This is a genomic window from Neisseria sp. HMSC065C04 (genome assembly GCF_001815375.1).
GTDB lineage: Bacteria > Pseudomonadota > Gammaproteobacteria > Burkholderiales > Neisseriaceae > Neisseria > Neisseria flavescens_D.
The window spans coordinates 243,018-266,545 of record NZ_KV820396.1 but is presented as its reverse complement, the minus strand read 5'-3'; the positions used below and the strand labels follow the sequence as shown (position 1 = coordinate 266,545).

At 48.7% G+C, this 23,528-nt stretch carries 19 protein-coding genes, 1 tRNA gene, 1 pseudogene and 1 riboswitch; of the genes and pseudogenes, 6 read left to right on the top strand and 15 right to left on the bottom strand.

The features are described 5' to 3' along the window. Positions 1-57: 57 nt before the first annotated feature. From HMPREF3022_RS03670 to metK, 7 genes are all read right to left on the bottom strand, one after another. Entirely contained in the window at positions 58-882 is an 825-nt protein-coding gene (locus HMPREF3022_RS03670; RefSeq protein WP_049332036.1) for an undecaprenyl-diphosphate phosphatase, read from the bottom strand. 44 nt (positions 883-926) lie between these two features. Further along, the gene (locus HMPREF3022_RS03665) at positions 927-1,568 is read right to left on the bottom strand and encodes a thiol:disulfide interchange protein DsbA/DsbL (RefSeq protein ID WP_049332043.1); all 642 of its coding nucleotides are present in this window, start codon (positions 1,566-1,568) and stop codon (positions 927-929) included. A gap of 11 nt (positions 1,569-1,579) precedes the next feature. After that, complete coding sequence (locus tag HMPREF3022_RS03660; RefSeq protein WP_049332038.1) at positions 1,580-2,662, bottom strand: SPOR domain-containing protein; 1,083 nt, start codon at positions 2,660-2,662, stop codon at positions 1,580-1,582. Between the two features lie 150 nt (positions 2,663-2,812). Continuing rightward, positions 2,813-4,309: a YifB family Mg chelatase-like AAA ATPase gene (locus HMPREF3022_RS03655; protein WP_049332040.1), complete on the bottom strand. Its 1,497-nt coding sequence runs from the start codon at positions 4,307-4,309 to the stop codon at positions 2,813-2,815. 13 nt (positions 4,310-4,322) lie between these two features. Continuing rightward, a complete protein-coding gene (locus tag HMPREF3022_RS03650) occupies positions 4,323-4,643 on the bottom strand; it encodes an accessory factor UbiK family protein (protein ID WP_049332041.1) in 321 nt (106 codons plus the stop codon). Positions 4,644-4,767: 124 nt separating this feature from the next. Then, complete coding sequence (locus HMPREF3022_RS03645; protein WP_049332042.1) at positions 4,768-5,835, bottom strand: DUF1176 domain-containing protein; 1,068 nt, start codon at positions 5,833-5,835, stop codon at positions 4,768-4,770. 171 nt (positions 5,836-6,006) lie between these two features. Then, on the bottom strand, positions 6,007-7,176 hold the full coding sequence (gene metK, locus HMPREF3022_RS03640; RefSeq protein ID WP_070583688.1) for a methionine adenosyltransferase: 1,170 nt from the start codon (positions 7,174-7,176) through the stop codon (positions 6,007-6,009). Between the two features lie 173 nt (positions 7,177-7,349). Next, positions 7,350-7,460: riboswitch (SAM-I-IV-variant riboswitch) on the bottom strand. A 108-nt stretch (positions 7,461-7,568) separates the two neighbouring features. On the opposite strand from metK, the gene HMPREF3022_RS03635 reads away from it, so the two are divergent. Beyond that, positions 7,569-8,447, top strand: coding sequence for a lysophospholipid acyltransferase family protein (locus HMPREF3022_RS03635; protein ID WP_049330695.1), 879 nt, complete (start codon positions 7,569-7,571; stop codon positions 8,445-8,447). 48 nt (positions 8,448-8,495) lie between these two features. On the opposite strand, the gene HMPREF3022_RS03630 is transcribed toward HMPREF3022_RS03635, so the two are convergent. Beyond that, positions 8,496-8,572 (bottom strand) — tRNA-Pro (locus HMPREF3022_RS03630). Positions 8,573-8,583: 11 nt separating this feature from the next. Continuing rightward, positions 8,584-8,712 (bottom strand): hypothetical protein, encoded by a 129-nt coding sequence (locus HMPREF3022_RS11875; RefSeq protein ID WP_283119039.1) that lies wholly within the window; start codon positions 8,710-8,712, stop codon positions 8,584-8,586. Between the two features lie 64 nt (positions 8,713-8,776). Between HMPREF3022_RS11875 and recC the strand changes: the two genes are divergently transcribed. Together recC and HMPREF3022_RS03620 are read left to right on the top strand one after the other, a co-directional pair. Next, positions 8,777-12,076: an exodeoxyribonuclease V subunit gamma gene (gene recC, locus HMPREF3022_RS03625; RefSeq protein ID WP_070765142.1), complete on the top strand. Its 3,300-nt coding sequence runs from the start codon at positions 8,777-8,779 to the stop codon at positions 12,074-12,076. A 3-nt stretch (positions 12,077-12,079) separates the two neighbouring features. Next, entirely contained in the window at positions 12,080-12,586 is a 507-nt protein-coding gene (locus HMPREF3022_RS03620; RefSeq protein ID WP_049330691.1) for a thioredoxin family protein, read from the top strand. Between the two features lie 114 nt (positions 12,587-12,700). Here the strand turns inward: HMPREF3022_RS03620 and lapB are convergent, their stop codons facing one another. Further along, entirely contained in the window at positions 12,701-13,870 is a 1,170-nt protein-coding gene (lapB, locus tag HMPREF3022_RS03615; RefSeq protein ID WP_049330690.1) for a lipopolysaccharide assembly protein LapB, read from the bottom strand. A gap of 25 nt (positions 13,871-13,895) precedes the next feature. Then, positions 13,896-14,219 (bottom strand): LapA family protein, encoded by a 324-nt coding sequence (locus HMPREF3022_RS03610; protein ID WP_049330689.1) that lies wholly within the window; start codon positions 14,217-14,219, stop codon positions 13,896-13,898. 213 nt (positions 14,220-14,432) lie between these two features. On the opposite strand from HMPREF3022_RS03610, the gene ilvE reads away from it, so the two are divergent. Both ilvE and HMPREF3022_RS03600 read left to right on the top strand, forming a co-directional pair. Continuing rightward, positions 14,433-15,431, top strand: coding sequence for a branched-chain-amino-acid transaminase (ilvE, locus tag HMPREF3022_RS03605; RefSeq protein WP_049330688.1), 999 nt, complete (start codon positions 14,433-14,435; stop codon positions 15,429-15,431). Positions 15,432-16,517: 1,086 nt separating this feature from the next. Next, complete coding sequence (locus HMPREF3022_RS03600) at positions 16,518-18,758, top strand: right-handed parallel beta-helix repeat-containing protein (protein WP_049330699.1); 2,241 nt, start codon at positions 16,518-16,520, stop codon at positions 18,756-18,758. A gap of 92 nt (positions 18,759-18,850) precedes the next feature. Here the strand turns inward: HMPREF3022_RS03600 and metE are convergent, their stop codons facing one another. From metE to iscX, 3 genes are all read right to left on the bottom strand, one after another. Continuing rightward, positions 18,851-21,127 carry a 5-methyltetrahydropteroyltriglutamate--homocysteine S-methyltransferase gene (gene metE / locus HMPREF3022_RS03595; protein ID WP_049330687.1) on the bottom strand — a complete coding sequence of 759 codons (2,277 nt, stop codon included), beginning with the start codon at positions 21,125-21,127 and terminating at the stop codon, positions 18,851-18,853. A gap of 89 nt (positions 21,128-21,216) precedes the next feature. Next, entirely contained in the window at positions 21,217-22,098 is an 882-nt protein-coding gene (metF, locus tag HMPREF3022_RS03590; RefSeq protein WP_049330686.1) for a methylenetetrahydrofolate reductase, read from the bottom strand. A 171-nt stretch (positions 22,099-22,269) separates the two neighbouring features. Continuing rightward, positions 22,270-22,467: a Fe-S cluster assembly protein IscX gene (gene iscX / locus HMPREF3022_RS03585; protein WP_003682097.1), complete on the bottom strand. Its 198-nt coding sequence runs from the start codon at positions 22,465-22,467 to the stop codon at positions 22,270-22,272. A gap of 299 nt (positions 22,468-22,766) precedes the next feature. On the opposite strand from iscX, the gene HMPREF3022_RS03580 reads away from it, so the two are divergent. Beyond that, positions 22,767-23,387 (top strand): hypothetical protein, encoded by a 621-nt coding sequence (locus HMPREF3022_RS03580; protein WP_049330685.1) that lies wholly within the window; start codon positions 22,767-22,769, stop codon positions 23,385-23,387. Between the two features lie 75 nt (positions 23,388-23,462). Here the strand turns inward: HMPREF3022_RS03580 and HMPREF3022_RS11870 are convergent. Next, positions 23,463-23,528: pseudogene (locus HMPREF3022_RS11870) on the bottom strand (2Fe-2S ferredoxin); the annotation flags it as partial.

Sequence of the window (23,528 nt, the reverse complement as noted above, 5' to 3'; positions counted from 1 at the left end):
GAAGCGGATAAAGAAAAAGGACGTGCACAGGCACGTCCTTTGGTGGGGAGAGAGGGGTTATTCGCTCCAGCTGACCCAGCCCAGCATCCAAGTAAGGAGAATCAGACCACCAAATATGATGCGGTAGTAGGCAAAAGGCACATAGTTTTTATTGGAGACAAATTTCAGCAAAGCTTTTACTGCCAATAAACCGGCGACAAATGCTGCGATAAAGCCGATGGCAATTTGTCCGACATCTTGCAAGGTAAAGAGTTTGTAGTTTTTTAAGATGTCGTAACCTGTTGCCGCAATCATCATTGGTACAGCAAGGAAAAATGAAAATTCGGTAGCCGTTTTACGTTCCAGTCCCCACAACATACCGCCCATAATCGTACTGCCTGAACGTGATGTACCAGGGATAAGGGCGCAAATTTGGGCGCATCCTACAACAAATGCGTCGATTGGACGCATATCGTCTACATGATTGACTTTAGGTTTGGCTGTTGTTTGGCGTTTTTCAACCCATAAAATGAAGAAACCACCGAGTACCAGCATGGTAGCAACGGTAATTGGGTTGAAAAGATGCAATTTAATTTGTTTACTGAATAAGAGGCCAACAACCGCAGCAGGTATGAAGGCAATAAATAAATTCAGTACAAAGCGATTGGCTGTTCGCTCTTTGCCTAGTCCTTTTATGATATGGGTAAATCGTTGGCGATATTCGAATACGACGGCTAATACGGCACCGAGCTGGATGGCAATTTCGAATACTTTACCGTTACTTTGGAAATTCATTAAGTCGCCGAATACAATCAAGTGACCGGTACTTGAAATAGGGAGAAATTCGGTTAAACCTTCGATGATACCGAGAATAAGTGCTTTAAATAAAATCAGAATGTCCATAAGTTTTCAGACGGCCTTGAGGCCGTCTTTCTTTTGTTGAATAGTTAAATTGGTTTTGAGGATTGTTCGCGACGGACTTTGACGATGAGCTCGTCTATGGTTTTCATACCGACTTTCCAGTCGCTACCATTGAAATTGACTTTGTATTTACCACCGACGATGACAGTTGGTGTGTTTTCAATTCGATAAGTTTCCGTCAATTGCTGCATTTTTGCAGCAGCCGACGCGGCAGCAGGGCTATTGTAGGCTTGAAGCAGTTTTTGACTGTCAAAACTTGTCTGTTTGCCGATCCATGAGCGGAATACATTTGTATCGGCCAGGTTGATTTTTTGTTCGTAAACTGTTTTGAAGATGACTGGATTGGCTTGATATTTCAAACCTGAAAGATTAACGGCTGCGGCAACTTTGGCTAAACCTAACATTTCAGGCATCCAAACGACGTGCTCTGTCCGTAAGGAAACATCTTTAGCGAAGGTTTTGCTGTGTTGCAATAAAACGGGATCGAGATGGTAACAATGGATGCAGAAGTAGCCGAAAAATTCTAGCACTTCAATTTTTCCGGCTTGCTGCTGCGGAATAGGGCGACTGAGGACAGTATAGTCCACGCCTTCGGTAGCAGCCTGTGCACTCAGACTGAGCAGGCTCAGGCTGAGTGCGGCAATGGTTTGTTTTATACGCTGCTTCATCAGTGATTCCATTATTTGGTAGAACGAATCAAGCTGTTGATATTATGGCCTTGCAGGTTTTTTTGCAGTTTTACAGCGGCTTCCTGCGGCATGGTGTTACTTTGAACTCGGTAAATGGTTTTGTCGCCATTTTGCGATTCAACCACTTTGGAAGAAACACCTAAAATAGCCAATTTCGCACGTTGTGAATCTGCGCTGGAACGGTCTGCATATGAACCAAGTTGCAGGAATGCCTTTTTACCGCTGTTGGCAGTTGCTTCGGCTTTTTCTGACGATTGTTTGCCAGCGGCGTTGCTGCTTTCTTTTGTTGCAGAGGCATTTGCGGCTTTACGTGCTTTTTCGATGCTGCCGCTGTTGAGGATTTGCTCAGGTGTCGGCTTGTTTTGTTTTTTGGCTTCGGCTGCTTTTTTCTCAGCCAATTTGCGCTCGGCACGCTCTTTTTGTTTGTCGGTCAGTTGGTCGGCCGCTTTTTTATCTTTTGCAGTTTTATCAGCAGCTTCTTTTTCAGCTTTGGCTTTTTCTGCGCGTTTTTTTTCTAATTCGGCTTTTTTCTCGGCCAGTTTTTTCTTGGCGGCTTCTTTTTCTGCTTCCGCTTTTGCGGCTTTTTCTTTGGCTTCACGTTCGGCCTTGTCGGCGGCAGTTTTGTCTGCTCTTTCTTTAGATTCGCGTTCGGCTTTATCGGCAGCGGCTTTCTCTGCTTTTTCTTTGGCTTCACGTTCGGCTTGTTCAGCTTTCTCCTGAGCTTCTTTTTCCGCTTGAGCTTTTTCTTCAGCTTCTTTGGCAGCCTTTTCAGCCTCTTCTTTAGCTTTGGCTTTTTTCTCAGCTGCTTCTTTTTCAGCAGCTTCTTTTTCTGCTTTGGCTTTTTCTTCATCTGCTTGGGTAGACGAAGTGTCGGTAGCCGGGCGTTTCTCTGCTTTGTCCTGAGGTTTTAGGATTTCAGGTTCTTCGCTTTGTTTAGGCTGAGTCAGCTCTTTGAAAACGTTTTGGTTGCCTTGGTTCAAGAAGAACAAAATGCCGGCAATAATACCTGTTGCCAGTATTAGGCCGAAAAAGAAACCGGCCAAGCCTTTGCCATATTGTGTAGATTTTTTCATGACTTACCTTGTAATAATGTGTTCAAACGGCCTGAAGGGAGACTGTCTGAGTTTGGATTCGATATTTTATCAATAACCGTTATAGACGGCAAAATCCTGATGCTTTGTTTACTCTAGTTTTACTTAAACATATTCAGGCCGTCTGAAAAGTTAAAGGGCGCGACGGAAACCGATGGCTTTCATCACATGGGTTTTGCTGACTTCTTCGTCGCCTGCCAAATCGGCCAGCGTACGGGCAACGCGCATGATGCGGTGGAAACTTCGTGCGGAAAGGGACAGTTTTTCGAGCATGGTTCCCAAGGCTTCTTGCGCTTCTTTTTGGATACGGGCTTTACCATCGAGCTCGCTGACACTCAGGTCGGCATTGACTTTGCCTTGTCGGTTATATTGGATTTTGCGCGCGGTGGTAACGCGTTCTAATATGGCGGCACTGGATTCTCCGGCTTCTTGTTGCATCAGCTCGGCGGCGGAAAGGCTGGGTACTTCGATGGTTAAGTCAATACGGTCGAGCAATGGCCCTGAAATTTTGTTGCGGTAGCGGGCAACGCTTTCAGGCGTGCAGCGGCAAGGTTTGGATGGATGGCCAAGATAGCCGCAAGGGCAGGGGTTCATGGCGGCGACAAGTTGGAACTTTGCCGGATAAACTGCTTGGCGTGCGGCGCGGGAAATATGGATTTCGCCGTTTTCCAAAGGTTCGCGCAACACTTCTAATACTTTACGGTCAAACTCGGGTAATTCGTCTAAAAACAACACACCATGGTGCGCCAATGAAATTTCGCCCGGACGTGGGTCTGAACCGCCACCTACCATGGCTGCCGAGCTGGCACTGTGATGAGGGCTGCGGAAAGGACGGTTGCTGTCGAGTTGCTGTTGATGGTTGGGCAGGAGCGAACGCAATGCCCATACTTCGACTAATTCGTCTTCGGTCAAAGGCGGAAGGATGCCAGGCAAACGTTGCGAAAGCATGGATTTGCCCGTACCCGGAGGACCCATCATCAGCAGGCTGTGTCCGCCTGCCGCTGCGATTTCCAAAGCAAGGCGAGCGGTATGCTGGCCTTTAACATCAGCTAAATCAGGAATTTTACTTTGTTCAGACGGCCTTTGTGGCAGTTTGCATTCGGTTTGTGTCAACGGTTCGATGCCGTTTAAATGGGCGGCCACTTCGCCCAAAGAACGCGCTCCATAAACCGCGATACCGCGCATGACGGCAGCCTGGTCAGCATTTTCTTGTGGCAATACGAACGAACGGCCTGCCTGCATTCCCTGCCATGCCATGGCCAGCGCGCCGCGTACGGGACGCAGCAGGCCGGACAGTGCTAATTCTCCGGCAAACTCATATTGCGCGAGCTTTTCAGGATTGATTTGTCCAGAAGCGGCAAGAATGCCTAAGGCAATCGGTAAATCGAAACGGCCGGATTCTTTTGGGAGGTCAGCAGGTGCGAGGTTGACGGTAATTTTCTTGGCGGGAAAGTCGAAGCCGCTTTGGATGATGGCGGCACGCACACGATCGCGGCTTTCTTTGACTTCGGTATCGGGCAATCCGACGATATTGAAATGTGGCAAGCCGTTGGCAAGGTGGGCTTCCACTTCGACCAACGGCGCGTTCATACCGCTTAAAGCGCGGCTGTAAACCAAAGCAAGCGACATGTTTCAGACGGCCTTATTCGGCGGCTTCGGTTTGTTGTGCGATTTCGGCAACCGCTTCTTCAGCAGCGGCTTCGGCCGCTTTCAAAGCAGCTTCTTCAGGCTCTTGAGCGGCTTCGAGTTTGGCCAAACGGGCTTCCAATTCAGCCAGTTTGGTACGGGTTTTAATCAAAACCTGTTGTTGGATGTCGAATTCTTCGCGGGTCACCAAATCCATGCGGTTGAACGCGCTGCCGAGCATGGCTTTAACGTTTTTTTCCATGTCTTTGGCAGGGCTGTTGGCGATGGTTTCGCTGATTTTGGAGCTGACTTCTTCAAAAAGTTGTTTGCCGAACATAATCCGTATCCTTTATTCAGAATGTATATAGAAATTCAAGTGGCTATTGTATAAGGAAAAAGGCCGTCTGAAAACGGGAATTTTGAGACGGCCTTTGCTTCCTATCGTAAATATTCCGTGTATTTTAACGCTCAACACGGGCTTCAAAAACAGGCATCAGCCAAGCGCCGCCTGTGAAGCCTTTGCATGAGCCTGTGGTGTGTTCCTCACTGCGGACAAACGTTTTACCGTCCCACACCGCTGCATTGCCCGACCAGCAGTCGCCGATCCCTCGGCCTTTGAAACTGCCGCTAAGGGTGGCTGTTTTCTCATCGAATCCGCCGTGTCCGCCGTATGTCATTGGCGGCAGCACTTGTTCGATTTTGGTCAATTCTTTGTTGGCAATGGCATAGTAGCCGCCGGTTTGATAGGCTCCGCCGATACAGATGGCCTCTACCAATACTTGTTGTTTGTTGAGCGGATAAATACTTAGGCTGCGATTCCAATCCATGTGCTCTTTATCATGCAGGGCGGGGCAGTAATTGTCATCGTCAGTGGGAGCATGGTTGTTGCTGTCTCGCAGCAGTTTCATGACGGCATTGTGGCGCGGCGTGTTTTGCTCCAGTGTATCGCTTGCTTTTTGTGGTACGGCAACGGCACGGATAACGGGTTTGGGCTGAGGGTTTAATACTGCCTGACTACTGTCGCCTTTGCGTATCAGCGCGGAAGGCGTATTCAGACGGCCTTGGAATTCGTCCGCTTTCAACATCGCCGCCGCTGCACCTTGGTCGGACAAGTGCCATTCATATTTTCCAGAGCGGATGCTGATTTTGCTCTCTTTTTTCAATGCTTCGAGTAAGGCGCTGGTTTGCGCTTTGCTCAATTTGCCTTGGCCTTTTTTATTGAACGCCAATTTGCCCAGTGATTTACCGTTCAATACCAATTTGTTGCGGGTTGCAATGCTGGCGAGTTGTGCTTCATCGTCATTAAATGGCAGTAGGGAAACTTCGCCAATTACTGCGGCATTCGCCCCTGCTTGTCGGGTAAACAGGATAGAAACCGGCGGTTCTATTTCATCTGCTTGGTATCCGGCAAGACGGCAGGTGCCGGTATTGTCGCAAGCAATGTCCCAGTCTTTGTAATTTTGATAAAAGCCTTGAGGCGGAGCAGACAGTGCGGTGGCAGGCAAAACAGCCAGCAGCCATTTTTTCATGATGTATGCTTTCAATTTTATTTATGTAGATTCACAAAGACAGCATAGCAATCCAAGGTTTCGTTGCGCTGTTTTTGTGAAAATACGATGTGTCGTTCGTAAAAAGGTTTTGAATATTTAGATGTAAAAAGGCCGTCTGAAACTCCCGTTCAGACGACCTTTATTATTTTTTTACACGCCTGCGGCTGCTTTCAATGCGGCTGCTTTGTCGGTGCGCTCCCAAGTAAATTCAGGCTCTTCGCGGCCGAAGTGGCCGTAGGCGGCGGATTTCCCGTAAATCGGGCGCAGCAGGTCGAGCATTTGGACGATGCCTTTAGGGCGCAGGTCGAAATGTTCGCGAACCAGGGCAATCAGTTTTTCTTCGCTGATTTTGCCGGTGCCGAAAGTATCGATGGAAATCGAAGTCGGTTCGGCAACGCCGATGGCGTAGGAAACTTGGATTTGGCATTGGGTTGCCAAACCGGCGGCGACGATGTTTTTCGCAACGTAGCGGCAGGCGTAAGCGGCGGAACGGTCCACTTTGGACGGGTCTTTGCCGGAGAATGCACCGCCACCGTGCGGAGCTGCGCCGCCGTAGGTATCGACGATGATTTTGCGGCCGGTCAAACCGCAGTCGCCTTGCGGGCCGCCGATAACGAAGCGGCCGGTCGGGTTGATCAGGTATTTGGTTTCGTCGGTCAGCAGTTCAGACGGCAGAACCGGTTTGATGATGTGTTCGATAACAGCGTTTTTCAGCTCTTCGTAACCGATAGACGGATCGTGTTGGGTAGACAGGACGACGGTGTCGATGCGTTTTACTTTGCCGGTTTCGCTGTCGTAAACCACGGTCAGTTGGGCTTTGGCATCAGGGCGCAGCCAAGGCAGGCGGCCGTCTTTGCGCAATTCGCTTTGGCGTTGCATCAGGCGGTGGCTGTAATAGATGGCAAACGGCATCAGGGTAGGGGTTTCGTCGCAGGCATAGCCGAACATCAAACCTTGGTCGCCCGCGCCTTGGTTCAGGTCGATGCCTTCGCCTTCGTTCACGCCTTGGGCGATGTCCGGAGATTGTTGGTCGTAGTACACGCCGACTGCGCAGCCGTTGGCATCAAAGCCCAGCTCGGAGGAGTTGTAGCCGATGCGTTTGATGGTTTCGCGTGCAACTTTGATGTAGTCCACTTGGGCGGTGGTAGTGATTTCGCCTGCCAATACGCACAAGCCTGTGTTGACCAAGGTTTCTGCTGCGACACGCGCTTTGGGGTCTTGCGCCAAGATGGCATCCAAAATCGCATCGGATACTTGGTCGGCAACTTTATCCGGATGGCCTTCGGATACCGATTCGGAAGTAAACAGATATTCGCTCATTGCTATTCTTTCATTAAAAACAGGCTGCTGTGTTTTCAGACGGCCTTTTATTTCGGACAGCGGAAATCATAACAAAAACTCCGCTTTTTCTCTATACAAGTGAGAAACATTCGCACTTGCCTGCTGTTTCGGAATCCTGTTGCGCGTTTCTTACAGGCAAAAAAATTCCCGCATTAAGCGGGTTTGGATTGCTCTGGCGAGCCACATCGGTTTTTCAACCGTCCACCTTACCTTTCCGTTTGAAAAGCAGGTTGGCATGGAATTCCCAACTCTTAATGCAGCGCGGATAGTAGCAGAAAAGCAGGTGTGCCGCAATATATTTGCCCGAAGTCTGTTTTGTTCAGACGGCCTGTTTCGTTTACAATCTGTCCACTTCATTTTGGTAAAACCTTATGCAAACGCTTGTTACCTTTGTTTTTAAATTTTTGGCCGCGCTGCCTTTGGCTTGGCTGCACAAATTAGGCAACCTGCTGGGCAGTTTGGGTTTCCGCTTGCTGTCGAAAGATCGCCGGCGTGTTTTCGAAAACATGGCACTTGCCGGCTTGAACCCAACGGACGAGGCGGTGAAAAAAGTTTTTCGTGAAACGGCAAAAGGCGGCTTGGAATTGCCGGTGGCGTTTTTCAGACGGCCTGAGGAAATTGAAAACCTGTTTGTCAGCGTCAATGGTTGGGAACATGTTCAGACGGTCTTGAGTGCGGGCGAAGGTTTGCTGTTTATCACGCCGCACATCGGTAGCTATGATTTGGCGGGCCGCTACATCAGCCAGCAACTGCCGTTTCCGCTGACGGCGATGTACAAGCCGCCGAAAATCAAGGCATTTGATGCGGTGATGCAGGCAGGGCGCGTGCGCGGTAAAGGCAAGACTGCACCGACCAGCATTCAGGGCGTCAAACAAATCATCAAGGCCCTGCGCGGCGGCGAAGCGACCATTGTGTTGCCGGACCATGTACCGTCTCCCGAAGAAGGCGGCGACGGCGTGTGGGTGGACTTTTTCGGCAAACCTGCCTATACCATGACGTTGGCGGGCAAGTTGGCGCAAGTCAAAGGCGTGAAGGCTTTGTTTTTCTGCGGCGAGCGTCTGCCTGACGGCAAAGGCTTTGTCTTGCACATCGAGCCTTTGCGCGGCGAATTGAACGGCGATAAGGAGCACGATGCGCGCGTGATCAATGAAAATACCGAATATTGGATACGCCGTTTTCCGGAACAATATTTGTTTATGTACAACCGCTACAAACATCCCGAAGGCGCGCCTTTCCCGCCGGAAGTATAGGCTTGCCGAATGTAAAAAACCTGCTTGGACTCAAGCAGGTTTTGTATTTGGTCGGAATGAGAGGATTCGAACCTCCGACCCCTTCGTCCCGAACGAAGTGCGCTACCGGGCTGCGCTACATTCCGAATGTGGGAAATTATAGGATAGGAGAAGCCGGTTTGTACAGGGGTCGATAAATAATTAATAATTGGCTGCCGATGGGTTTGTTTTGTTTTAGGCCGTCTGAAGCGATGTGTTTCAGACGGCCTGTGTTTTTGTTTGCCACTTCTGCTGAAGCATTTGTCCTAATGGCATTATAATGTGGGCAATTGTTTTTTAGATTGTCTGCTATGTTTTATCTTTATCAGTCCGACCGTTTGGAAGCGCTTGCCGAAATGTGCACGCATATTCATCAGGCCTTTCCTTTGGATGTGGTATTGGCACAGGAAGAAGTGGTGGTGCAGAGCCAGGGGATGCGGCGGTATCTGAATGTGTTTTTTGCGCGCAAACTCGGCGTGGCGGCGAATTTGAAGTTCAGCCTGCCTGCCGGTTTGGCGTGGCAGCTGATGCGCAAATTGGTTCCCGATGTGCCGCCGCTCAGTCCGTTTTCGCCTGAAGTCATGCGTTGGCGTTTGCTGGATTTGTTCCGCAGCGAAGCGTTTCAGACGGCCCCGGAGTACGAAAACGTGCGCCTGAAGCTGGAAAGTTATTTGCACAGTTCGGCCTCGGCAGATTATCAGCTTGCCGGACAAATGGCGGATATTTTCGACCAATATTTGGTGTACCGCCCGGATTGGATTGATGCGTGGCAGGCTGGGAAGCTGCTGGGTTTGGGCGATGATGAGGATTGGCAGGCACGGCTGTGGCGTTATTTGGACGATGGTAGCCAATCGGCGCCGCACCGCGTGGCCTTGTGGGAAAAGCTGTTGGCGCAGTTGGATAAATCGGTCTTGCCGCAAAGGTTGTTCGTATTCGGTATTTCGACAATGGCGCCGATGTATCTGCAATTGCTGTACCAAATTTCCAAGCATTGCGATGTGTTTGTGTTTGCGCTCAACCCGAGCAGCCAATATTGGGGCGAGGTTATCGACGAGGCGCAGATTTTGAAAAGGGGCGATGAGGCGGATTTGTCGCAGGCAGGGCATCCGCTGTTGGCTTCTTTGGGCAAGCAGGGGCGCGATTTCTTTGATTTTCTGTCGGAAGTGGAAACCGAGCAGGATATTCAGGTTTATGAAGAAGTAAAAGACGATACCTTGTTGCATTGCCTGCAAAACGATATCCAAAACTTAATCATGCCGTCTGAACGCTTATATCAACAGGAAGAAAGCGAAGCAGGCGCGCAGTCGGCTTTGGTTCAGGTTCACGATGCGGACGGCAATCCAGTGTGCGTCGAGCCGGACAAACTTTTGAATGACGGTTCCATTAAAATCGTCGCGGCCCACAGCCCTTTGCGCGAATTGCAGATTTTGAAAGAAGAGCTGTCGCTGGTGTTGCAAAAAAATCCCGACTGGCAGCCGCACGATATTGCTGTTTTGACGCCAAACATCGAGCCGTACAGCCCGTTTATCGAAGCCGTTTTTGGACAGGAGCAGGCAGGCAGTCAGGCTTTGCCGTATTCGATTTCGGATGTGAAACTCAGCCGCCGCCAGCCCTTGCTGTATGCTTTAGCGCAAACTTTGGACTTGCTGGAAAGCCGGTTTGAAGTGGACAAGGTTTTGCCTTTGCTGGAAAGCCGGTTGGTGCTGCAACGCTTCGGTTTGAGCGAGGAAGATGTGCCGCTGCTGCATGAGACTGTTGCCGGATTGAATGTACATTGGGGTTTGGACCAAACCATGCGCGAGGGTAAAGACAACCTCTTTACTTGGCAGCAGGCGGTAGAGCGTTTGGCCTTGGGTTGGATGCTGCCTGAAGGCGGCAACGGCATGTGGCAGGGCGTGAGCGCGTGGCATAGCAATGTCAACCAGTTGGACGTGTTCAGCGGTTTTGCCGAATTTATCCGTACTTTGGCCGATATGGCGGCGCAGTGGCAAGAACCTGTCTGTGTGGAAAACTGGGTACAACGTTGCCGCGATTTGCTGGAGAAACTGTTTGCTCCGGATACGGACGACCAATACGCCAAGCAGCAGTTTGAGCAGTCTTTGGCGAAATGGCAGGAAGAGGCGCAGTTGGCCGAATTTGACGGATTGTTGCCGTGTAAAACCGTTATCCGCCATATCCGCCGCTTTTTGGACAGTGAAAGCCAAGCCGGATTTTTGAGCGGCGGCATCACTTTTTGCAGTATGGTGCCGATGCGCAGTCTGCCGTTTAAAATGGTTTGCCTACTGGGTTTGAATGACGGCGATTTTCCACGCAATACCAAAGCGGCGGTGTTCGACCTAATTGCCAAACATCCGAAAAAAGGCGACCGTGCCCGCCGCGACGATGACCGCTATCTCTTCCTCGAAGCCTTAATCAGCGCACGCGAAATGCTGTATTTGTCTTACATCGGCCGCGATATACGCAATGATGCCGAGTTTGCGCCGTCTTCGTTAATCAGCGAGTTGCTGGATACCATTGCCGCTATGACAGGGAAAAGCGGGCGTGAATTGTCGGAGAAATGGGTGAAACATCATCCGTTGCAGGCGTTTTCACGCCGTTATTTCCAAAAGGACGCGCTTTCAGACGGCCTCTTCAGTACGCGCCAAGATTACGCCGATGCGTTGAACCAACCGCAAGCGGAAGCGCAGCCGTTTTTCCTTGAGGCTTTAAGTCAGGAAGAGCCGGACAAGACCATTCATCAAGGCGAGCTCGTCAGTTTTTGGCGTAACCCTGTCAAAGTTTGGCTGAAGAAAAATTTAAGCTGGGATCAGCCGTATCTGGACAGCGCATGGGAATCTGCCGAACCGTTTGAGCCACAACATGAAGGCCGGATTGCCGATGCTTATTTGGATGCGCGGCGCAAAGGGGAAGATTTTGAAGATACGGCCATTCGGCTGAATGCCGAAAGCCTGATGCCGGTGGGCGAGTTGGGCGGCTTGTGGCAGAAGCAGTATCAGATATCTGCGAAAAACGTAGATGCCGAGTTGATACGCAGTAACAAAAGGCCGTCTGAACCTTATGAAGAATCCTTTGACGACTTGGTTTTACAAGGCACCGTCAGCAATCTTTACGAATGCGGCCGTATTGTGTCCCTAAATCAAAAAGACAATGCACCCAACCGCATTGCCCGTTTATTGGAGCATTTGATTTTTTGCGCCGTCGCCCCTCAATCCGTTGCAAACCGACAAACCTATATTGTCAGCTTGGGGCAGACCGAAACCTATGCCGCCATCGGGCAACAAACAGCAAAAGAACTTTTGAAAGAATGGTTGGTATATTTCCGAATCGGACAAAATACCCCCTTGCCGTTTTTTGCTAAAACCAGCCTTGCCGCTGCGGAGGAGTACAGCAAGAAAGAGGATTGGGATGCTGCCTTGAGAAAAGCCCATGATGTTTTTAATGGCAATAAAATGAGCAAAGGGCAGAAAGAATATACCGAAGTGAAGCTGGTGTTTGGTCATTCGGAAGAATCGCCGCTTGATGAGCCACTATTTGAAAACCTCGTCGTCAATCTACTTGTTCCACTTTTGACCGGCGTAGCAGGGAAAACCAATGCAACAGAACAGGAGTAAAGCATGGCCACTTATGCAGAATATTTGGATTTTGATACTGAAGAAGACAAATTGAAACAGCAGCAACTCTATCAGGCGACCGAGTTGTCGGCGCAAACGGTAGCAGAGGTTAAAAAGATCAGTCGTCCGCAAAACTGGTTGCTTGCCGCTGCGCCATATTGTCCTGATTGTCGCGTGTTTGTGCCGTTTATTCAAAAAATGGCGGAGCTGAACCCCAATATCCGCGTCAACTATATTGCCCGCAGTGATTTTGACGACAGCAGCCGTTTTGATAATCCGCGCCAACAGGAAATCGTCCGCGCCAATCAAAAAATTCCTGCGCTGTTTCTGACGGGTCATGAAGAGGATGGGCCTGTGTTTAACGAGTTTCCGCAAGTGGTGTTAAACCAAATTGCGGCAGATGAAACCCGTCGCACAGAATTGCGCGATGCATACCGTGCCGGCGAATTTAATGCCGATATAGAGGCGCAGATTGTAGCGGCGTTGGCATGGGCAGAGCAGCGTTGTTGAGCAAATATTGCTGGTGTGTGCGCCTATGTTTTGAGCTGTTTTGATATTTTGCTTTGTAATAAAAAGGCCGTCTGAAAAGATTTCAGACGGCCTTCTTTGATGCTTAACGCTTTATCAAATCTCGATTTTATTTGGCGTAAAGGTTTGCCATTTATTGCAGGCAGGGCAGTGCCAGAAGAAGACTTGGGATTTGAAGTGGCAGTTGCGGCAGCGGTACATGACGCTTTTTTGCAGCTGGCGGCCGATAATGGAACGAATCATATCGGTATCGGCTTTCCACTCCGGATTCATATTGCTGAGTTTCAAGCCAAGCAGGCGGTACACGCCGTTGAGGTCAGGTTTTTGACGGACGAGTTCGACAGCGATTTGCGCCGCTTCGGTTTCGCCTTTGAGCAGCAGGGCCTTCTCGTAGATGACGTTGATCAGGTCAAGATCGGGGAAGGTTTGCATATAGCCGATGAGGCGGTTGAGACCTTCCTCCTGCTTGCCTTGCGCGGCATAGGCTTCATAGAGTTTCTCGCCGACCATGCTCAAATAGGCGTGGTTTTGCTGCTCGATGGCGGAATACGCTTCTACTGCGGCAGGGAAGTTGCCCTGACGGTATTCGATGTCGCCGAGGATGATGTTGGCGCGCGTACATTTTTTGTTGGCTTCGAGTGCTTTGCCGATGTTGTAGCGAGCAGCATCGAAGTTGGACTTGAACAGCGCAGCTTGGGCGATTTCGCAATAGAACTGGGCGATTTCAAACTGGTAGGTCTGTTCGTCATGGCTCAAGAGCTGCGCCATCTCGATGGCTTTTTCCCAGTCGCGGTCTTGTTGGTAGATGCTCAAAAGGTGTTGGCGGGCTTCGCGTGCCATATCGCCTTCCTGCAGACCGAGGAAGATTTGTTCGGCACGGTCCACCAAGCCTGCGCTTTGGTAGTTTTGCGCCAGTTCAAAAAGCACGCGCGCGCGTTTTTCGTTGACTGTGTCGGGCGAATCGAGCAGGGCGCGGTGCATATTAATGGCTTTGTCGTTTTCGCCGCGTTGGCGGTAGAGCTTGCCCAATGTCAGGTTCAGGTCGTATGACTGCGGCTGCTGGTCGATGACTTCCGCCAATTCGCGCGCGGCGCGGCCGCTGTTGCGGTCAACGAGGGCGTCAAGGCTTTTGTAAAACCCTGCCGGTATGCTTTTGGCCTGTTTCAGGACGGTCTTCATATCGACGCGCGCGGCAAACCAGCCCATAGCGAAGAAAACGGGGAGGAGGACGATGGGCAGTAAGATGACCCACAATTCGTTGTCCATGGTATTCCTTTATTGGTTGGTGGCGTTACGCTTTGGGAGTGGCTTCGGAAGTCGTTGCCGGTGTTTCGGTTTTGACCGGGGTCAGGTCTTTTTCGGAAAGGTGGGCGTATTTTTTCACTTCGGCGCGCAGGCGGTTGTTTTCGCTGCGCAGGGACAGTAGACGGCCGAAGAGGGCAAACATACCGAACACGATGCCGATAATAAAGGCACCGAAAAGCACGACAATCAGTGGCAGATTGACGTTTTGGCCGGGCAGGTAGAAGAAGGATACGGTGTGGGTATTGGTGATGGCCAGCAGGAGGAAAACAAGAAGAATCAGGATTTTGATGATGGTATAGATGAGTTTCATGGGTTGCTCCGGGTGGGCCGCGGTTGGGGCAGGCCGTCTGAAAAATGGTATCAGTTTAAACGATTTGCCGGATTTCGGATAGGACGGCATGTTTCAGACGGCATGGGAAGGGTATCTTTAATGCTGACGGGTACTTGTCAAACCCATATTGAAAGGCGTATTGTTCAGTCTTTAGTTATTATCTTACAAATCAGAATAAGAAAGGCAATCATCATGAGCAGACCAGTCCCAGCCGTATTCGGCAGCGTTTTCCACGCTGAAATGCCCGTTATCGCTTATCGTGAAGGTAAATGGCAACCGGTAGAATGGCAATCTTCCAAAGACCTGACACTCGCCCCCGGCGCACATGCTTTGCATTACGGCAGCGAATGTTTTGAAGGTTTGAAGGCATTCCGTCAGGCAAACGGCAAAATCGTGATGTTCCGCCCGACCGCCAATATCGCGCGCATGCAGCAAAGCGCAGATATTCTGCACCTGCCGCGTCCTGAAACGGAAGCTTATTTGAATGCTTTGATCGAATTGGTCAAACGCTCCGCCGAGGAAATCCCTGATGCGCCAGCCGCTTTGTACCTGCGTCCGACTTTGATCGGTACCGACCCTGTGATCGGTAAGGCCGGTTCTCCTTCCGAAACTGCTTTGCTGTACATTCTGGCTTCTCCTGTCGGCGACTATTTCAAAGCCGGTTCGCCCGTTAAAATCTTGGTGGAAACCGAACATATCCGTTGCGCCCCACATATGGGTCGTGTGAAATGCGGCGGCAACTACGCTTCCGCCATGCCTTGGGTATTGAAAGCCAAAGCAGAGCACGGTGCAAACCAAGTGCTGTTCTGTCCGAATGGCGATGTTCAGGAAACCGGCGCGTCTAACTTTATCCTGATTAACGGCGATGAAATCATTACCAAACCGTTGACAGACGAATTCCTGCACGGCGTTACCCGTGATTCCGTGCTGACTGTTGCCAAAGATTTGGGCTACACTGTTACCGAGCGCAACTTTACCGTTGATGAGCTGAAAGCAGCTGTGGAAAATGGCGCAGAGGCGATTCTGACCGGTACGGCTGCGGTTATTTCTCCGGTAACTTCTTTTGTGATTGATGGCAAAGAAATCGAAGTGAAGAGCCAAGAGCGCGGTTACGCAATCCGTAAGGCGATTACCGACATTCAATACGGTTTGACAGAAGACAAACACGGCTGGTTGGTCAAAGTTTGTTGAATAGAACGCATTTAATAAAAAAGGCCGTCTGAAATATTTTTTCAGACGGCCTTTTTTTATTGGTTTTTAGATGGTGAAAGCAATAATAAAATACTAAATTTTGCAAATAAACGGTAGTATTTTAAGATAATCGGTATATAATGCGCAGTCATGTTGTAAAAATACACATTGAAAATATCGAATTTTATTGATTTTTCGATGAAGTTAAAAACAGTTATAAATATTTATTTCGTATATTTTGTAAATTTAGTTAAATAGGGAATGCTAAAAACATATCGTGTTAGAATTTCCCTCCTTTTTGGCTTCGCGGGATTCACTCTGTCAAGCCAAAAAGGAAAACGATGCAAGATAAAACCATTTTTATTTTGCTATAAAAATCAAAAATAACTTAACTTTGGATGAACTAATCAATTAAAAAGGGACTCTGATACATTTCCGTCAAAAATAACCGGATACATGGTACGCGGACAGATCGCCTATATAAAGTCATCCAAGGGTTCTGTCTGACACCATGACCGTTTCCAATCAGAAAACCGGCAGAAGGGGAAACGCTGCCGAGTTTCTCAAAGCGGCCAACTTCAGTTTGGCCTTTATACAGGCAATTGCTGTTACGACAGAATCCGTCTTACCTCTTTAATCAATCGGCTTTTTTGTCGCACGCTTGTGCGGTGGGAAAGGCGATATTCGATACAAGGAAATACGCTGATTATGTCACATAAACTTGCTCCTCTTGGCCGCACCCACATTCGTCACGGCTCATCCACACCTGAAGCAAATTCCAAATCATCTTCTCCGCTAAAAGAATGGATACACACCCACAATTTTGGGGATATGCCGTTGGTTTCTCTTGAGCTTAAGCAATTAAGTGGTAAAAATACGGTAACGAGAGAAGTAGTGCATGTGGCGGAGGCAGCAAGATTTGACAGTTCTTCATCATCTTCAGACGGCCTTGTGACAAAAATGCATGTTACACGGGCCAGCGTTGCTTCTGTAAGCAGCGTTTCCAGTAAACATATCATTGCACCTAAAGTGGCGAGCAAACACGTTGTTTCAAAAGAACCGGTAAACAAGCCGGTTAATCAATCGATGGAAAAAGTCCTGTCTGAAAGGCAAAAAGTTTACGAAGAAGCCAAAGCAAAAAAAATAGCCGAGGCTGCCGCAGCCAAAGCAAAGGCTGTCGAGCGCGCAAAAGAAGCGCATAAAGCGGCAGTTGAAAAAGCGATTGCAGAGCGTAAAGCCAAACTGGAAGCTGCACGCAAAGAAAAAGAGGCGGAAGACAGAATTGCCGAAGAAAAAGAAACCGTTGAGATTGTCCATAAAAAGAATCTGAAGGATTCAGACGGCTATGACAAAATAGCGGGCGTTTCTTCCGGCAAAAAAGCAATCAATAGCCACGATAGCCACCTCAATTCGGGTAAAGCAAACAAAATTGACGACCATGCCGAAGGCAGGGAAGGTCTATCTGGAAAATACCGTGTGTATGAATCCAAAGAGTACGGTAATTATGTCCGCGTGAATGATTTTGGTGCCGATGCACAGGGTAAGAAAGACAGCCTCCAAGCATTTAAAGCAGCTTTAGAGGCGGCGCACAAAGAAAAAGCCATGGTTTTCTTGGATGGTGCTTACTATATTTCCAATCAGATTGTGATGGATAAAACCGTCTCCGGCGCGCGCGGCTTGTTTGGTTCGGGAATGGGCAAAACCAAAGTAACGTTTGATAAAGCGCAAACAGGCGAATTCAATCCGGACACCAACCATGACGATATCCGCGAATTTGCCGGTATTTTAGTCGATGGACAAAACAATAAAACCATTGCCGACTTGTCGGTTCAATATACCAATCCTGATTTTTACCGCAAAGGCTTAAGCTATTTTGGCAAGGTAAATGGCATTTTGGTGAACGATGCGGACAATACTTTAATCAGCAAAGTAGAGGTTTCCGGTGCCAATCGTGCTGGTGTGATGTTTACGTCGACCGCTTCTTTGGAGACGGAAAAAGGTCAAAAGCTGACCTTTAAAGCACGCGTACAAAGCGGCGAAATTGATGAAAACTATGAAGCGCTGCCTTTGGGTGAAAACAACCGTATTGTCGATTCGTATCTACACCACAACCGCGTTGCCGGTGCGCTGATTGGTTTTCAACAAAACTTTATCGGCGAGGGAAACCGTTTGGATTGGAACGGCCACGAAGCGGATGGCGGTACCGGCTACGGTATGGCTGTAGCTGCCGGCAGCTACAATTACGGCATCACATACCGTAAAAACACGACCGACCACAACTACCGCAAGGGTTTGGATGTGCATGATGGTACGGGCATTGTCATTGAAGACAATGTGTTAACGGGTGACCGGCTGTATGGTATTGTTGCCTACAACCGCCAGTTTTCTATGGATAAAGTCAAAATTACGGGCAATACCATTATCCAAGACCCGAGCTTCCGTTTGAATGTTGATGATGACTTGGGTAAGTACTACCACATGTATTCAGGGATTCAGGTACAAACCAATACCCAATACAAAGATTTGCACTCGGCTGATAAAGGTTATTTCGATATTAGCGATAATGTCATTAAAAATCTGACGGTTTATCAAAACAATATTCAGACCTACGCGATTGAGTTCCGTAACCATGAAAGCAAAATGGATTACATGCTCAATATGGCAAACAACAAGATCAGCGGCGAATCCACCAAATATCTGATTGCCGTCATCAACGATACCTACGACCGCGTTTTATCTAAAAACGGCATTGGCAGCGGTACCATTACCATCAGCGGCAATGATGCCGATATCGGCAAGATTATGAAAGGCGCAGTACCGGTTTATGTGGAAGAACACCATGGCAATGTCGCTATGCATGGGGCGGTAACGATTCACAACAACAAAATTTCCGTGCGTGAAGAATCTGCCGGTTACGTCGAATTTGCTTATTTAAAGAGTAATGCCAAAGAGTACAACATCACCAATAACACATTAAAACTTGGCGGTGATTTGAATGATGCATTGATAGACGTACACAGTACCAACCCTAAAGGCAAAGCATCTTTAAATGTGGCCAACAATAAAATCATGACGGACATTAAAGGCAAGTTGTATGATTCATGGCTGCGCTTTGAGAATGACATCAACACGTATTCTGAAGGCAATAGCCATAACGGCGCAGCACTGAAAAAGGTGAATACGACCGGCAGTAAAGTTGCATTGAGCGATATCTTGTCAGAAGCCAACCATATTGTCGAAACGACTAAAGAGACTGTGTATCATCATACTAAGAACGTATATACATCAGGAGTGGAAGAACATCATACAACGACAGGTATTTTGTAAGCTGTGGAAGTCGTAATCTTTATGGTTTAAATATCGATAAATAAAAAAAGGCCGTCTGAAAATTTTCAGACGGCCTTTTCATCTAACTCACATTATTTAGCCAGTTCGGCACGCAGTTTGTGGGTTACGTTCATCATCACTTGGAGTTGTTCCAGAGTTTCTTTCCAACCACGTGTTTTCAGGCCGCAGTCTGGGTTTACCCACAGACGTTCAACCGGTACAACCTCGATGGCTTTGCGCAACAGGTGCTCAACTTCAGCTTCAGTCGGTACGCGTGGGCTGTGGATGTCGTAAACACCTGGTCCGATGTCGTTCGGGTATTTGAACTCGCCGAATGCAGTCAAGAGCTCCATGTCGGAACGTGAAGTTTCGATGGTGATGACGTCAGCGTCCATAGCGGCGATGGCAGGCAGGATGTCGTTGAACTCAGAGTAGCACATATGAGTGTGGATTTGGGTACTGTCTTCACAACCGGTAGAGGACAGGCGGAAAGATTCGCCGGCCCAGTTCAGGTAGGCATCCCAATCGGCACGTTTCAAAGGCAGACCTTCGCGGATGGCAGGTTCGTCAATTTGGATGACTTTGATGCCGGCTTTTTCCAGATCCAATACTTCGTCGTTCAGAGCCAGTGCGATTTGTTTGCACACGGTAGAGCGAGGAATATCATTGCGGACGAAAGACCATTGCAGAATGGTTACAGGGCCGGTCAACATACCTTTCATCGGGCGTTTGGTCAGGCTTTGAGCGTAAGTAGACCAAGCCACGGTCATGGCTTCAGGACGGCTTACGTCACCGAAGATGATAGGTGGTTTCACGCAGCGTGAGCCGTAGCTTTGTACCCAGCCGTATTGGGTGAATGCAAAACCGCTCAACAATTCGCCGAAGTATTCAACCATGTCGTTACGCTCGGCTTCGCCGTGTACCAGTACGTCCAAGTCCAGTTTTTCTTGCTCTTCAACCACCAAGGCGATTTCTTTTTTCATCGCGGCTTCGTAATCTGCGGCAGACAGTTCGCCTTTTTTGAAGGCTGCACGTGCTTGGCGGATTTCGGTAGTTTGAGGGAAAGAACCGATGTTGGTAGTCGGCAGCAGAGGCAGGTTCAACCATGCTTGTTGCGCTTTGATACGGTCGGCAAATGGAGATTTGCGTTGGTCTGCGTTGGCAGGCAAATCGGCCAGGCGTTTGGCAACGTCTGCACGGTGGATTTCGCTGCTGTTGGCACGGGAGTCGGCAGCAGCTTGGCTGGCAGCCAGTTCTTCGGCAACGGAATCACGACCTTCGTTCAATGCGGCTTTCAGAATGCGCAATTCTTGGGTTTTTTGCAGGGTGAATGCCAACCAAGAGTACAGGTCAGGTTTGTTGGCTTTCAGTTTTTCTTCAACTGACAAGTCAAATGGAGTGTGCAGCAGAGAGCAAGAGCTGGAAATCCACAAACGGTCGCCCAGTTTGGCTTGCAGAGGCTCGACAGTTTCCAAAACTTTGTTCAGGTTGGCACGCCAAATATTGCGGCCGTCGATAACGCCGGCAGACAGAACTTTGTCGTAGTCGGCAAATGCGTCCAGTTGTTCAGGAGCGCGTACCAAGTCGATGTGCAGGCCGTCAACAGGCAGGGATTTCAGCAAAGCAGCGTGTTCGGCAACAGAACCGAAGTAAGTGCTCAACAGGATTTTGGCGTTTACTTTGCTCAAAGTGGCGTAAACGTCTTTGTAGGCTTCTACCCATTCTTTAGGCAGGTCAACAGCCAAAGCTGGCTCGTCGATTTGAATCCATTCGGCACCGGCTTCAACCAAAGCGTTCAGGATTTCAACGTAAACAGGCAACAGTTTAGGCAACAGGCTCAGACGGTCGAATTCGACAGCGCCTTTTTCTTTACCTACCCACAGGAAAGTCAATGGGCCGACGATGGTCGGTTTGGCTTTCAGGCCCAAAGCTTGAGCTTCTTGCAGTTGTTGAACGTAGTGTTTGGCGTTGGCTTTGAATTCGGTATCGGCGTGGAATTCAGGCACCAAGTAGTGGTAGTTGGTGTCGAACCATTTGGTCATTTCGATAGCGAATTGGTCTTTGTTACCGCGGGCCAGTTGGAAGAATTGTTCCAAAGACAGGTTTTGGTTGTCGAAGCCGAAACGGGCAGGGATGGCACCGGTAGCAACTTGCAGGTCGAGGATGTGGTCGTAGAAAGTGAAATCGCCTACGGCAACGTAATCAGCGTTGGCAGCAGCTTGGTGTTTCCAGTTTTTCTCGCGCAAGTCTTTAGCAACAGCCAGCAATTCTTGCTCGCTGATTTCTTTGCGCCAGTATTTTTCTTGTGCGAATTTCAATTCGCGGAAGGCGCCGACGCGCGGGAAGCCTGAAAAATGCAATGTTGTCATGTTAACTCTCCTAGTTGGAATTTTTAATCAGGCCGGTATGGCCTGAATGTTCGATATTGTAAATCAGAATGGGGAGGCCGTCTGTTTTATTAACGGGGGCGCACACCCAAAATATGGCAGATGGCGTAAGTCAGTTCGCTGCGGTTGAGGGTGTAGAAGTGGAAGTCTTTGACACCTTCGCGCGAGAGGACTTTGACCATGTCGATGGCGATGCTGGCGGCAACAAGGTTGCGCGTGCCTTGGTCGTTATCCAAACCTTCGTACATTTTAGACAGCCAGCTTGGGATTTTGACGTTGGTCACTTGGGCCATTTTGGTCAATTGTTTGAAATTGGTTACAGGCAGGATGCCGGGAACGATTTCAACGTCAATGCCCATCATCACGCAACGGTCGCGGAAGCGCAGATAGCTTTCCACGTCAAAGAAGAATTGGGTGATAACGTGGTTTGCACCCGCATCGATTTTGCGTTTCAGATTGATCAAGTCGGCTTGTGCGGATTTGGCTTCCGGGTGCACCTCTGGATAGGCCGCTACGGAAATGTCAAAGTCGGCAACGGAGCGCAACAGTTTGACCAAATCTTCGGCATAGAAAGGTTTTTTCTCGTAGCCGGGCGGCTCGTCGCCACGCAGGGCGACAATGCGGCGGATACCGCTATCCCAATAATCTTTGGCGATTTGGCGCAACTCGTCGGGGCTGGCGTCGATACCTGTCAGGTGGGGGGCAGCGTCAAGGCCGGTTTCTTGTTTGATGCGTTTGACGATGCTGTGTGTGCGGTCGCGTTCGCCGGAGTTTGCACCGTAGGTTACGGAAACGAATTTCGGATGCAGGGTTTGCAGGCGATGGATGGAATCCCACAGCATGGTTTCCATTTGTTCGTTTTTCGGCGGGAAAAATTCGAATGAAACATTGATGTCGCCTTTTAAATCAGAAAGGCTGTTGTTTAAAGCGGCGATTTCTCGAGCGTGATTCATGGTTATGCACCTTCTGCATATCTTTTATTTGTTGTCAGACTGCATAATAAATTTGAGGTCAGTATGAGTCAATTTCGAAATTTTCCAAAATTGTATGAATAGATTTAATAAAGACCTCAGGCCGTCTGAAAAATAGCCTGAGGTCTTGTTTGATAGGGAAGGGAAGAAAGCTTATTCTGCTTCATCTATCCATGCTTGTTGCACGGCTTCAAGAATACGCTCGCCGCAACGCGCCGGATCATCGTCAAATTCAGGCAAAGCCATAATTAAATCACGCAGTTGGGTAAAGCGTACGGTTTTCGGATCAATGCTGTCGCCGTGTAAGTCGTAGAGTTCTTCGGCGATGCGTTGGGTATCTGTCCATTTCATGATGTGTTCCTTTATTGGGTTTGGGCTATTAGTAATTATTTTAATCAAGAAGAAGTCGGACTGCCAGATTGTTTTACGGAAGATTGGCAGATAAATGATGGCGCTATTTTTTAACAAAATAGCATAGTTGCGTTAAAATACAGCAAGACACTTAAAATTCACGGCAATCTGCCGTTTTATACTTTCTATTCCGCTTTGTATGATTTGGTTTCCATACAAAATTTACACTTTGTTATGCAACCAAATTTTTTGGAATGGCTCTTAAGAAAATCCATCGCTTAAAAATAAAAGGAAAAAAGATGAATAACGTACTCAACGCCAAGCTGTCCAAACTGATTTACGCGCTTGCTTCAGATGATCCGGAGTATCTGTCTAAAGCAGGCGCATTTGACCGTTTGCTGTTGTTGGTTCGTGAACTTTATCGGATGCTGGACGAAACAGAAGGTTTGAAGCAGCTGGTGTTCCGTCTGTATTACGGCAAGCATTATGGTTTGATTAAACTGGATGCCGCTTCACCCAATGACGATGCAGGCGCATTGAGGTTGAAACGTTGGATGGTTTATTCGCGTATCGCAGAGCGTATCGAAAATTGCGGCAAGCATTTGTCGGTCGTGCTTGAAGATGCGGTGTTGGAAAATGGCGCGGACAAATCGCGTTATATAGATGAAGCCAATGCCATTATCGAGCGTTTCGGTTTGGTAAGGGATGAGGCTGCATTTTCGGCTATCGAGGCAGAGGAAGCTTTGAAGGCTGAGGCTGAATTGCTGACAGTAAACAAATCTCAAAACGCTGCTCCCCGTTATAACGGCAATATGCACCAAATCAGAATGCAAGAGAAAATTGAAAATTACTCCGCTACGCAGAAAGTGGCCTCTATGCAGATTTCGCGTATGCGTTTTATTTTCCCTCATATCAAATAATTTGCTGCATAACCAAAAGGCCGTCTGAAAACCATGAATTTATGGTTTCAGACGGCCTTTTCATTAAACCTTGTTTTAATGGTCTTCACGCGCGTGGTTGATCGTATATTTAGGAATTTCTACGACCAAATCTTCGTCGGC

What these genes read in the sequence shown, in the direction of transcription:
- HMPREF3022_RS03670 (WP_049332036.1), bottom strand. Translation starts at nt 882, where the DNA reads ATGGACATTCTGATTTTATTTAAAGCACTTATTCTCGGTATCATCGAA.
- HMPREF3022_RS03665 (WP_049332043.1), bottom strand. Translation starts at nt 1,568, where the DNA reads ATGAAGCAGCGTATAAAACAAACCATTGCCGCACTCAGCCTGAGCCTG.
- HMPREF3022_RS03660 (WP_049332038.1), bottom strand. Translation starts at nt 2,662, where the DNA reads ATGAAAAAATCTACACAATATGGCAAAGGCTTGGCCGGTTTCTTTTTC.
- HMPREF3022_RS03655 (WP_049332040.1), bottom strand. Translation starts at nt 4,309, where the DNA reads ATGTCGCTTGCTTTGGTTTACAGCCGCGCTTTAAGCGGTATGAACGCG.
- HMPREF3022_RS03650 (WP_049332041.1), bottom strand. Translation starts at nt 4,643, where the DNA reads ATGTTCGGCAAACAACTTTTTGAAGAAGTCAGCTCCAAAATCAGCGAA.
- HMPREF3022_RS03645 (WP_049332042.1), bottom strand. Translation starts at nt 5,835, where the DNA reads ATGAAAAAATGGCTGCTGGCTGTTTTGCCTGCCACCGCACTGTCTGCT.
- metK (WP_070583688.1), bottom strand. Translation starts at nt 7,176, where the DNA reads ATGAGCGAATATCTGTTTACTTCCGAATCGGTATCCGAAGGCCATCCG.
- HMPREF3022_RS03635 (WP_049330695.1), top strand. Translation starts at nt 7,569, where the DNA reads ATGCAAACGCTTGTTACCTTTGTTTTTAAATTTTTGGCCGCGCTGCCT.
- recC (WP_070765142.1), top strand. Translation starts at nt 8,777, where the DNA reads ATGTTTTATCTTTATCAGTCCGACCGTTTGGAAGCGCTTGCCGAAATG.
- HMPREF3022_RS03620 (WP_049330691.1), top strand. Translation starts at nt 12,080, where the DNA reads ATGGCCACTTATGCAGAATATTTGGATTTTGATACTGAAGAAGACAAA.
- lapB (WP_049330690.1), bottom strand. Translation starts at nt 13,870, where the DNA reads ATGGACAACGAATTGTGGGTCATCTTACTGCCCATCGTCCTCCTCCCC.
- HMPREF3022_RS03610 (WP_049330689.1), bottom strand. Translation starts at nt 14,219, where the DNA reads ATGAAACTCATCTATACCATCATCAAAATCCTGATTCTTCTTGTTTTC.
- ilvE (WP_049330688.1), top strand. Translation starts at nt 14,433, where the DNA reads ATGAGCAGACCAGTCCCAGCCGTATTCGGCAGCGTTTTCCACGCTGAA.
- HMPREF3022_RS03600 (WP_049330699.1), top strand. Translation starts at nt 16,518, where the DNA reads ATGGAAAAAGTCCTGTCTGAAAGGCAAAAAGTTTACGAAGAAGCCAAA.
- metE (WP_049330687.1), bottom strand. Translation starts at nt 21,127, where the DNA reads ATGACAACATTGCATTTTTCAGGCTTCCCGCGCGTCGGCGCCTTCCGC.
- metF (WP_049330686.1), bottom strand. Translation starts at nt 22,098, where the DNA reads ATGAATCACGCTCGAGAAATCGCCGCTTTAAACAACAGCCTTTCTGAT.
- iscX (WP_003682097.1), bottom strand. Translation starts at nt 22,467, where the DNA reads ATGAAATGGACAGATACCCAACGCATCGCCGAAGAACTCTACGACTTA.
- HMPREF3022_RS03580 (WP_049330685.1), top strand. Translation starts at nt 22,767, where the DNA reads ATGAATAACGTACTCAACGCCAAGCTGTCCAAACTGATTTACGCGCTT.